This window comes from Acidovorax sp. GW823-FHT02H02, assembly GCF_058797075.1.
In genome coordinates this window covers 186,066-196,912 of record NZ_JBXAJH010000004.1, presented here as the reverse complement: position 1 = coordinate 196,912, position 10,847 = coordinate 186,066, and the positions used below count along the sequence as shown (strand labels likewise).

Genomic DNA, 10,847 nt, shown 5'->3' with positions numbered 1-10,847 from the left:
GAGTGGTAGTTCAGTTGGTTAGAATACCGGCCTGTCACGCCGGGGGTCGCGGGTTCGAGTCCCGTCCACTCCGCCAGATAATAAACCGCTGCAGTCGCAAGGCCGCAGCGGTTTTTTTGTGCTTTCTTGCAAGAAAACCCGCGAGTTTTGCTTGCGGGGTTTTTTCTTCAGCGAGGCGCCAGGCGGATGGCCCCGTCCAGGCGAATCACCTCGCCATTGAGCATGTCGTTTTCAAAGATGTGCTGCACCAGCTTGGCATAGTCCTGCGGTGTGCCCAGGCGGCTGGGGAACGGCACGCCGGCCGCGAGCGCGTCCTGCACATCCTGTGGCATGCCAAACAGCATGGGGGTGCCAAAGATGCCGGGGGCAATGGTCATGTTGCGGATGCCGTTGCGGGCCAGGTCGCGGGCGATGGGAAGGGTCATGCCCACCACGCCGCCCTTGGACGCCGAATATGCTGCCTGGCCGATCTGGCCGTCATAGGCCGCCACGCTGGCGGTGGAAATCATCACGCCGCGCTCGCCGGTGGCTTCGGGTTCATTCCTGCACATGGCTTCTGCCGCCAGGCGGATCATGTTGAAGCTGCCAATCAGGTTGACCGTGATGGTCTTGCTGAAAACAGCCAGGGCATGGGCGCCGTTCTTGCCGACGGTCTTTTCCGCGGGCGCGATGCCTGCGCAGTTCACCAAGCCCATCAGCTTGCCTAGGGACACGGCTTGGGCCACCACGGCCTGGCCATCGGCTTCGCTGCTGACGTCGCATTTCACGAAGGCGCCGCCAATTTCTCGGGCCACGGTTTCACCTTTTTCCGCCTGCATGTCGGCAATGACGACCTTGCCGCCTTGCGCTGCCAGCATGCGTGCCGTGCCTTCGCCCAGGCCCGACGCGCCGCCGGTCACGATGAATACCTTCCCTTTGATTTCCATGTTGTGTCTCCAGTAAGTGACGTTGACGTTCACGTCAATTATCACCCATGGACTGGGGCACTGACAGGCAAAAAAATGCCCGGACAGTGCCGGGCAGGTGCAGGCAACCCCCTTGGCAGGGGGCAGTGCGTGAATTTACGGAAAACCCACCCGGTCCAGCATCTGCTGCACCTTGGTGACGTTGGCGCCCACCGCGCTGATCGGAATGGTTTCGCTCTTGAAGGGCTGGTCTTGCGCCATGGCCTTGAGCGCAGGATTGTCGACGTTCAGCCCCTTGACGGCGGGCCATTCATTGTTGCCATTGGCAAAATAATTTTGTGCTTCAGGGCTGGCCAGGTATTCAAGAAACTTGACGGCGTTGGCCTGGTTCTTGGCATGGCGGGCAACGGCGCCACCGGCGATGTTCATGTGGGTGCCCCAGGACTGCTGGTTGGGAAACACCACGCCCACCTTGTTGACCACGGCCACATCTTCGGGCTTGCTGGACCGCATCATGCGTGCCAGGTAATAGCTGTTGGTGACGGCGATGTCGCATTCGCCCGCCGCAACGGCCTTGATCTGGTCGGTGTCGCCGCCCTTGGGGGCACGGGCGAGGTTGGCCACCATGCCCTTGAGCCAGGCCTCGGCCTTTTGCTCGCCAAGGTGCTCGGTCACGGAGCCGAACAGGCTCAGGTTGTAGGGGTGCGATCCCGAACGAATGCACAGCTTGCCCTTGTTCTTGGGATCGGCGAGTTCCTCATAGGTGTCCACATCGCTTTTCTGCACCTTGGCCTTGTTGAACACGATCAGCCGCGCGCGGGTGGAGAGCCCAAACCAGGAAATGCCGCCGTCCGCTGCTGGCTGGCTGCGCAGATTGGCAGGGATGGCATCTTCCAGCACCTTGGAGCGGATGGGCTGGAACAGGCCGTCTGTCTCGCCCCGATAGAGCCGCGCAGCATCCACCAGCAGGATCACGTCGGCAGGGGAGGCCGTGCCTTCGGCCTTCAGCCGCGCCAGAATGCCTGCATCGTCCGCATCCACCCGGTTGATCTTGATGCCCGTGGCCTTGGTGAAGCCGGTGTACAGGGCTTCATCGGTGGAATAGTGGCGGGCCGAGTAGAGGTTGACCACCTGTTCCTGGGCGATGGCGGTTCCCGCTGCAGCGGCCAGGGCGCAGGCGGTGAGCAGGGCTTTGACAGTCTTCGACATGGGTTACATCTCTGGAGGTTGGAATGGTGGGATGATAAGGCAAACGCGAATTATTCGCAATAAATTTGCGCAGCGAGCCAGTGCGCAGGAAGAGCTAACGTATCCTGGGTGCTCCGAGAATGGCGCGCGGGCCGGCTTGGCGGCATCGGGGAAAAAGGCCTGGCGCAGGCCAAGGAAAGACGGTGCACGGGGCTTCGGATTGTGTCCGCAAGTGCAGCAGATTCAGGCCTGGCCTGCCCGGAGGGACTCGAACCCCCGACCTATAGCTTAGAAGGCTATTGCTCTATCCAGTTGAGCTACGGGCAGATGGATGTGCTGGGCGCCTGGCTGGCGCCCCGGGTGCAGTGAGGCACTCACCCGAGGGGATGGATCATACCCGGCGCAGGAGCCGTGCTACTCGTCCATTTCTTCAAAAACCAGCGAGGGCACCGTCATGACGCGGGCCGTGCTGGCGAGGTCGTCGATCAGGCGGTTGGCAAAGTAGCTGCTCTGGGTGTCGGGCTCCAGCGCCGCAACGGCCAGGTTGGCCAGGCCCTGGTTCAGCGGCACATAAAAGCTGCCGGCGGGTACGTCGATGGCGCGGCGCACCGGCGTCACCTGGCTGCGGATGATGCTGGCGCCGCCTGCAACGGTGCCGCGCACGTCCGCGCGTTCGGTGGTGTCGCGTGCGGTTTCGTTGTAGGTATCCGCCAGCAACGCGCCGGGTTCGGCGATGCGCAGCACCTGCACCCCCAGCAGTTGCAGGCGCTCCACCGCCGTGGTGGCGCTGGGCGCCAGCCAGTAGCCGCAGGGCCGGGCGCGTGATTTCACCGTGCGCAGGGCGAGCGACGAATTCCAGTCCACCTTCAGTGTGCGGTCGGCGCCGGTCTCCGGGTCGAGCATGGTCAGCTCCCGCTGCATGGGTGTGGCCTGGGCTTCCACCACGACCTGGCCGTTGCAGGCCTTGGAGGCGATGTCGCGCGCCACAAAAGAGCGCACCTGTTCCAGATGGGTGGCGCGCTCGGCGGTGCTGCGCAGGGCGCTGGTGATGGCCGTGACCTGGGTGTGGACGCGGCGCTGGATGTGCATGCGCCCCAGGCCCACGCCACGGGTTTCCACCAACAGGCTGACGGCATTTTTCAGGCCGTTCACGTTGCGTCCCGTGTCGGGCTGTGCACCGCCCATGGAGATGCGCCGGTCGTCCGGCCGGGTGGAGGTGGTGTAGTACCACTCGCTCGACAGGCCCTGCGACTGGAGTGCGCCGAGCATGGGCTGGTGGTACCACTCCTCGGAGGCCTTGGTGAGAAATTCCGGGTAATTGGCCGTGGTGGTGTATTGCAGCAGGGCGTCGTAGCGCTGGATGGCGTTGAACTTCTGCAGATAGCGCCCGACCACAGTGAATTCGTGCGCATCCAGCACCAGGATGGGGCGGTAATCGCGCACCACACGCGCCAGTGCCTGGGCTTCGGGGGTGTTCAGGAGCAGGTGGTCGCGGTTCATGTCCACGCCATTGGCCGTGGTGCGCGTGCCGCGGGCCGCACCGTCGGGGTTGGCCCGGGGAATCACGACCACGTTGATGCGATCGAGCAGGGGTTCGAGCAGGCCTTGTGCGAGTTCTCTGGCAATCACCAGCAGGGCTTCGCTGCCCGCCGGTTCGTCGCCGTGCTGCTGGCCGATGAGAACGACGGTGGAACGGCCATTGGCTTCCAGGCTGGCAATGTCCGTGTCCTTGGCGCGGGTCAGGAGCAGGCCCTCGATGGGCTCCCCGTGCTGGGAGGCGCCCAGGCTGAGAACACGGGCCAGCGTGGCGCCGCGTGGCGCGGTGCCGGCCACGTCGCGCAGCCAGGCGCCCAGTTCGGCGTTGGTGGTGAAGCTGCTGCGTTCTGCGGCGAGCCCAGGCGTGTGGTAGGAGGTGGGCGGGGCAGCAAACCGCGCAGCCACGGCCGGACCATAGGGCGCGGCCGCAGCGGTGTCCGCAGCGGCGGGCGCGGGCGGGCTGGACGGCAGCGGTGTGACCACCACGCCGTCGCGCGCCTGCCCCAGCGGTGCGGGCACCACGGTGCCGCGTTGCACGCGCGGCAGGGCCTCGGGTGCACGGGCTTGCGCGGCGGGGGGCGTGCCGGGCCAGGGGGGGAGTGGCGTGCTGGCGCAGGCGGACAGCAGCAAGGCCACCAGGGCCAGGGAACTGCGCCACGGTGTGCGACGCGCCATCAGCGGTGTGGGCTGTGCTGCGCGGGAGGTGGCTGAAACAAAGAGAGTGGGGCGCTGGGTCATGGTGTGCCTTGCCTGGGAGCCTGTCGAACCTGGCGCGATGTTAACTGCGCGCGCCTTGGCTGGTGTGTCAGTGGCCGCCACGTCGAAAGTCCGCCGGAGGGGACGCACGCCGCCCTGGCGCCTGGGCAGGCAAGCGTCTGTTGCCGCCCGCACCGCCACTTGGGCCGTTACCGGGCTGAACCAGTCCGGGGCCTGCAGGCCCCGCTCCATCGCGCCGTTCGCGCGGCCATGGAAGGTGGTGGCGCAGAGCCGTCACGGTCTGCGCCATCCTGTTGCCCGCCGGGGCAGTGGAGCCTGGTGCCCCACTGCATGCCGGCAAGGGAGTGGCCTGCCTGGGGGCTCTCAGCGGCTGAAAGAGCCGCGAGAACCGCCCGGCCCACGGGAGCCGTTGCCCCGGCTACCCGAGCCGCCGTCATAGCCGCCACCGCCCGAGTTGCCGCGGTATCCACCGCCGCCACCGCGGCGGCCGCTGCCCGCCATGCTGTCCACGCTGGTGCGCATCGGGTCGGGCTGGCCGCCAGCCGAATGGCCTGCGTTGCGCTGGCCCGGATTGCTGTGGCCCGAATGGGTGCCCAGGTGGGCATTGGCGCGCGGGGGCTGTGCGTCGTCGTAGCGGTTGCCGCCTTCATAGCCGCCGCCAGCCGGGCGCGCACGGCCGCGTGCAGGTGCCTGGGCACCCCCGCGTGCGCCGCCGCCCTGGCCGCCACCACCGCCACCGCGGCCGGAGCGGGAGCTGTTGCCGCCGCCATTGCCACCACCGCTGGCCTGGCGTGGGCCGCGGTCACCGCCGCCGCCACCCTGGCCGGCCTTGTTGGTGCGGATGCGTTCCATCATCTCGCTGCGCGCCGCCTTGGCTGCCGCCTGCATCACGTCACGGCTCGGAGGCTTGCCTGCGCCGCCCCAGATGGTCTGGCGGCCCATGGCGATGGGCTCGGCCTTTTCGCCGACGTCGGGGCCGAAGCCTTCGATGACCTGCACCGGAATCTGCTGCTTGGTGAAGCGCTCGATGTCCATCATGAAGCCTTCCTCGTCCATGCAGACCAGGCTGACGGCTTCGCCGCTGTTGCCCGCGCGGCCGGTGCGGCCGATGCGGTGCACGTAGTCTTCCGACACGTTCGGGATTTCGTAGTTGACGACGTGGGGCAGCTCGTCGATGTCGATGCCGCGCGCAGCGATGTCGGTGGCCACCAGGGCGCGGATGTCACCGCTCTTGAAGCCCGCCAGGGCCTGCGTGCGGGCGCTCTGGCTCTTGTTGCCATGCAGGGCCATGGCATTGACGCCATTCTTGGTCAGGAACTCGGCCACGTTGTTGGCGCCGAACTTGGTGCGGGTGAACACCAGCACCTGGCTCCAGTTGTGCTGCTGGATGATGTGCAGCAGCACCTGCTTTTTCTTGCCGCGGCCCACGGGGTGGATCACCTGCGTGATGCGCTGCACCGTGGTGTTGCTGGGCGTGACCTGGATGCTTTGCGGGCTCTTGAGCAGGGTGTTGGCCAGGTCGCGGATCTCGTCGCTGAACGTGGCCGAGAACAGCAGGCTCTGCTTTTCGCGGGGCACCAGGGCCAGCACCTTCTTCACGTCGTGGATGAAGCCCATGTCCAGCATGCGGTCGGCTTCGTCGAGCACCAGCACCTGCACGGTGGACAGGTCCAGAAAGCCCTGCTGCTGCAGGTCGAGCAGGCGGCCGGGGGTGGCCACCAGGATGTCCACGCCGCGCTTGATGCGGTCGATCTGCGGGTTCATGCCCACGCCACCGAAGACCACGGTGGAGTTGATATCGAGGTATTTGCCGTATTCGCGGACCGACTCTTCCACCTGGGCGGCGAGTTCGCGGGTGGGGGTCAGCACCAGGGCGCGGATGCCCTTGCCGCCAAACTTGTTCTTGGGCGCTGCGCTTTGCGACAGGCGGTGCAGCATGGGCAGGGTGAACGCGGCGGTCTTGCCGGTGCCGGTCTGTGCGCCGGCCAGAAGGTCATGGCCCGCCAGCACGGCCGGAATGGCCTGTGCCTGGATGGGCGTGGGGGTCTCGTAGCCTTGTTCGAGCACGGCCTTCAAAATGGCAGGAGCCAGGTTCAGTTCTTCAAATTTCATGTCAGTGAATGCGCCCGTCCGGGGCGCTGGGTATCGGCCTGTCGTGGCAACCGGTGGGTTGCCGAGCCAGTCTCAGGCAGATGAGGTTCAAGGGTGGGAGCCCGGAAGATGCTCTTCCTTCGTCCCCAGCAGACTGCTGATGTGGCGGGCAACTGGAGCCCGCAACGCCGCGTATTGTCGCATGGGCCGATAATCGCGGTTTGTACGCAGAATTTCTGCCCACTTTTGCAGGTTAGAGAACGAATGGCCCAATACGTATTTTCCATGAACCGTGTCAGCAAGACCGTGCCGCCCAAGCGGCAGATCTTGAAGGACATCTCCCTGAGCTTCTTCCCCGGCGCCAAGATCGGCGTGCTGGGTGTCAACGGCTCCGGCAAGTCCACCTTGCTCAAGATCATGGCGGGCGTGGACAAGGAGATCGAAGGCGAAGCCATCGCCATGCCGGGCATCAAGATTGGCTATCTGCCCCAGGAGCCGCAGCTCAACCCGGACCACACGGTGCGTGAAAGCGTCGAGGAAGCCATGGGCGAGGTGTTTGCCGCCAAGGCCAAGCTCGAAGAGGTGTACGCAGCCTACGCCGAACCCGACGCCGATTTCGATGCGCTGGCCGCCGAGCAGGCCCGCCTGGAAGCCGTCATTGCCACCGCGGGCACCGACTCCGAGCACCAGCTGGAAATCGCCGCCGACGCCCTGCGGCTGCCATCCTGGGATGCCAAGGTAGGTGTGCTGTCGGGCGGCGAAAAGCGCCGCGTGGCGCTGTGCCGCCTGCTGCTGTCCAAGCCCGACATGCTGCTGCTCGACGAGCCCACCAACCACCTGGACGCCGAATCGGTGGACTGGCTGGAGCAGTTCCTGCAGCGCTATCCCGGCACCGTGGTGGCCATCACCCATGACCGCTACTTCCTGGACAACGCGGCCGAGTGGATTCTGGAACTCGACCGGGGCCATGGCATTCCGTACAAGGGCAACTACAGCGACTGGCTGACCCAGAAGCAGGCGCGCCTGGAGTCCGAGCAAAAGGGCGAGGAATCGCGCGCCAAGGCCCTGAAAAAAGAGCTGGAATGGTCGCGCCAGAACCCCAAGGCCCGCCAGGCCAAGAGCAAGGCCCGCCTGGCGCGTTTCGAGGAGCTGTCCGATTTCGAATACCAGCGGCGCAACGAAACGAACGAGATCTTCATTCCCGTGGCCGACCGCCTGGGAACCCAGGTGATCGAGTTCAGGAACGTCACCAAGTCGTTCGGCGACCGTGTGCTCATCGACAACCTGAGCATGAACATTCCGGCCGGCGCCATCGTCGGCATCATCGGCCCGAACGGTGCCGGTAAATCGACCCTGTTCAAGCTGATTGCCGGCCGCGAGCAGCCCGACAGCGGCGAAGTCGTGATCGGCTCCACCGTGAAGATGGCCTTCGTGGACCAGCACCGCGATGCGCTGGCGAACGACAAGACGGTCTGGGAAGACATCTCCGGCGGCCTGGACATGATCAACATCGGCAAGTTCACCATGGCCAGCCGGGCCTATGCCGGGCGTTTCAACTTCAATGGCGGCGACCAGCAAAAGAAGGTGGGCATGCTCTCGGGCGGCGAACGCGGACGCCTGCACCTGGCCAAGACACTGATCTCCGGTGGCAACGTGCTGCTGCTCGACGAGCCCTCCAACGATCTGGACGTGGAAACCCTGCGTGCGCTGGAAGACGCTTTGCTCGAATACGCGGGCACAGTGTTGGTAATCAGCCACGATCGCTGGTTCCTGGACCGCATCGCCACCCATATCCTGGCCGCCGAGGGCGACAGCCAATGGACCTTCTTCGATGGCAACTACCAGGAGTACGAGGCCGACAAGAAGCGGCGTCTGGGTGAAGAGGGCGCGAAGCCCAAGCGCATGCGTTTCAAGGCGTTGAAGTAAAAGGAAGGCTTCCAGTCAAGTAGCATTGCAACTGGAAGCTTTTCTTTCATTTCTCCACCATGTTCCCAACAGCGTCCCGATCGAGAACGGTATTTCGCGCCTGTGTTGTCAATGCAGTGCGCGGGGGCGAAGCCCTCGTGGGGCAGCTGGTGCGGGCCACCAGGAGCGCGCTGGCAGGCGAGGAATCGTCCACCCACGATATCCAGCATCGCGCTCTGGTGGACGATGCGCTGCGGTTGCTGACACAGCACGAGCCATCGCTGGCCAAGGCGTATCCGATGGCCCTGCTGGAAATCTTCGCCGAAGGGCCCCCCAGAACGGGTGCGCACGCAGCCGATGACTCGGGCATGGATTTCGGTGAGCTTTCGCTCATGGACGAAACCGAGGTGCAGGACCAGGTGGAACTGTCCCGGGCCCAGCAACTGGCCGCGCATGCCACCGATGCCGTGCTGACGGAGCTCAACACCCTGGTCAGCTCCGCCCAGGGCTTGCGCAGCGTCCAACCCGAGCGCAACCCCCTGCGCCCGGAAAACTACATCCGCGCACTGCAAAGGGTGGTGGCCGAGACCGGGGTGGCCCCGCCAGTGCGGCAGCTGTGGATGCAGCACATGCGCGAAGTTCTGGGCCGGTTGCTGGTAACCGAGTACAAGAGCGCCTGCGCCAGTCTGCGGGAGCATGGCATCGAGCCGGTGGGATATGCCGTTCTCGGCGTGTCCGCCGGTGGTGCCGGACGCAGCAGATACGGTACGCCCCACCAGAGCACGGGGTATGGCGGGGGCTATTCGACCGGTTATGACCGATATTCCATGGGCGGGCCCGTGAGCGGGTACGGCATGCCGACAGCCCCTGGCGTGGATGCCGCGACCGGGTGGCAAGGCGATTCGTTGCCGGCGCCCATTTCCTCTGCGGCCGAGGAAGCGTTGCTGACGGTAGGCATCCTGCGCCAGATGCTGGCCGGCGGTGGCGACCCCTATGCCTTTGATGCGCGTGCCTATGCGGGTGGGGATTCGCAGCCCGCCAGTGTGCACTCTGCATGGTCCGACCCTCCGGGTGCCAGTGCGCAGGCAGGGCTGGCGGGCCAGGCGGGCGGATTTCTCTCGACTGGTGCCGTGGCGGAGGCCATGCAGGATATGGCACAGCTCGAACGTCTGGTGGGGCGCCTGTCGGGCAACCCTGCCGCAGGCGGCGCGGGTCGGTTGGGGGCCATTGCGGTTCCCAGTGTCCCTCCCGCCGATGGACAGGCGTACTCGTCGGCGGCTGCCATGGAAGTGGTGGGCCGCATGATGGAAAACATTGCGCAGGACGCCCGCCTGCTGGCGCCTGTCCAGAGTGCCGTCCAAAGCCTGGAGCCGGCGATCAAGAAGCTGGTGCAGCATGACGGACACTTTTTCACCGATGAAGCGCATCCGGCGCGGCGCCTGCTGGACGAGCTGACCCAGCGCAGCCGCACTTTCACCACCGAGCGCGCGCCAGGTTTCAGCCAGTTCATGCGCTTGCTGAACCAGGCGGTCGAGCATCTGGCTGTCACGGATATCCAGGACGCAGGGCCTTTTGACACCGTGCTCAGGGCCTTGCATGCGGTCTGGGACACCCAGGAGGAAAAGGTCAGGGCCCAGCAGGAGGCCCAGGAGAAAATCCTGCGGCAGGCTGAACAGCGTGAAATGCTGGCCGGGAAAATTGCGGCGGATATCCGCAAGCTGCCAGACCTGGACCAGGTGCCTGCTGACATCCTGGACTTTGTCACTGGCCCGTGGGCCGATGTGGTGGCGCTGGCCCAGTTGACGCAGCCGGAGGGACTGAACGGTTCCGAAGGGGATCCTGGCGGATATCTGGCCCTGGTGCCCCTGCTGCTGTGGAGCGTGCAGCCGGCATTGACGCGTGCCGAACCTGAGCGCCTCACCAAGGCCATGCCCGGCATTCTGGCCACGGTGCGCGCAGGCCTGAAGACGATCGAGCATTCCCCGACCCGCACCAGCAGCTTCTTGCAGCGGCTCGTGGGCCTGCACCAGGAGGCTTTCGACAAGCCGGCCCCTGTGGCTGCGGTTGCCGAACCTGTACCGGCATTGCCCGTTGCCGATCCGGCCGGCGAGGTGCCCGTGGTGGCGGCTTCGGAAACGGAGGCCCCAGAGAGCACCACGGCAGCGCTGGCAGACGACAAGCTCTACCCCGAGTTGGTGGTCGGTGCCTGGGTCGAGCTGATCACCAACCGCCGTGCCGTGCGCACCCAGCTGACCTGGGCCAACCCCCATGGAACCCTGTTCCTGTTCACCGCGGCCGACGGCAGCACCCAGTCCATGACGCGGCGCATGCGCAACAAGCTTGCCTCCGAGGGGGCCCTGCGCGTGGTGCCCGATGCAGCGCCGGCCACGGCCCGCACCCACGATACCAAGGCGGCGCCGCTGCCACCGCAAAAGCCTGCCAAACCCGGTAGAACCCGCTGACGAGGCCGGCACCGGAGGGCACCGCCGGGCGTGTGTCCATCCA

At 65.7% G+C, this 10,847-nt stretch carries 6 protein-coding genes and 1 tRNA gene; 2 read left to right on the top strand and 5 right to left on the bottom strand.

The window, feature by feature from the left end; translation table 11 throughout:
- Positions 1-167: 167 nt before the first annotated feature.
- From AC1RDS_RS06195 to AC1RDS_RS06175, 5 genes are all read right to left on the bottom strand, one after another.
- Positions 168-926: a 3-hydroxyacyl-CoA dehydrogenase gene (locus AC1RDS_RS06195; RefSeq protein WP_092696573.1), complete on the bottom strand. Its 759-nt coding sequence runs from the start codon at positions 924-926 to the stop codon at positions 168-170.
- 135 nt (positions 927-1,061) lie between these two features.
- Positions 1,062-2,114, bottom strand: coding sequence for an extracellular solute-binding protein (locus AC1RDS_RS06190; RefSeq protein ID WP_092696574.1), 1,053 nt, complete (start codon positions 2,112-2,114; stop codon positions 1,062-1,064).
- A 229-nt stretch (positions 2,115-2,343) separates the two neighbouring features.
- Positions 2,344-2,420 (bottom strand) — tRNA-Arg (locus AC1RDS_RS06185).
- 87 nt (positions 2,421-2,507) lie between these two features.
- Positions 2,508-4,367, bottom strand: coding sequence for a M14 family metallopeptidase (locus AC1RDS_RS06180; RefSeq protein WP_425285629.1), 1,860 nt, complete (start codon positions 4,365-4,367; stop codon positions 2,508-2,510).
- Positions 4,368-4,709: 342 nt separating this feature from the next.
- A complete protein-coding gene (locus tag AC1RDS_RS06175; protein ID WP_348683992.1) occupies positions 4,710-6,458 on the bottom strand; it encodes a DEAD/DEAH box helicase in 1,749 nt (582 codons plus the stop codon).
- Between the two features lie 243 nt (positions 6,459-6,701).
- Here AC1RDS_RS06175 and ettA point away from each other — a divergent pair, with 243 nt between their 5' ends.
- Together ettA and AC1RDS_RS06165 are read left to right on the top strand one after the other, a co-directional pair.
- On the top strand, positions 6,702-8,363 hold the full coding sequence (ettA, locus tag AC1RDS_RS06170; RefSeq protein ID WP_092696577.1) for an energy-dependent translational throttle protein EttA: 1,662 nt from the start codon (positions 6,702-6,704) through the stop codon (positions 8,361-8,363).
- A gap of 59 nt (positions 8,364-8,422) precedes the next feature.
- On the top strand, positions 8,423-10,804 hold the full coding sequence (locus AC1RDS_RS06165; protein WP_092696578.1) for a DUF1631 family protein: 2,382 nt from the start codon (positions 8,423-8,425) through the stop codon (positions 10,802-10,804).
- Positions 10,805-10,847 lie beyond the last annotated feature (43 nt).

What these genes read in the sequence shown, in the direction of transcription:
- AC1RDS_RS06195 (WP_092696573.1), bottom strand. Translation starts at nt 926, where the DNA reads ATGGAAATCAAAGGGAAGGTATTCATCGTGACCGGCGGCGCGTCGGGC.
- ettA (WP_092696577.1), top strand. Translation starts at nt 6,702, where the DNA reads ATGGCCCAATACGTATTTTCCATGAACCGTGTCAGCAAGACCGTGCCG.
- AC1RDS_RS06165 (WP_092696578.1), top strand. Translation starts at nt 8,423, where the DNA reads ATGTTCCCAACAGCGTCCCGATCGAGAACGGTATTTCGCGCCTGTGTT.
- AC1RDS_RS06190 (WP_092696574.1), bottom strand. Translation starts at nt 2,114, where the DNA reads ATGTCGAAGACTGTCAAAGCCCTGCTCACCGCCTGCGCCCTGGCCGCT.
- AC1RDS_RS06175 (WP_348683992.1), bottom strand. Translation starts at nt 6,458, where the DNA reads ATGAAATTTGAAGAACTGAACCTGGCTCCTGCCATTTTGAAGGCCGTG.
- AC1RDS_RS06180 (WP_425285629.1), bottom strand. Translation starts at nt 4,367, where the DNA reads ATGACCCAGCGCCCCACTCTCTTTGTTTCAGCCACCTCCCGCGCAGCA.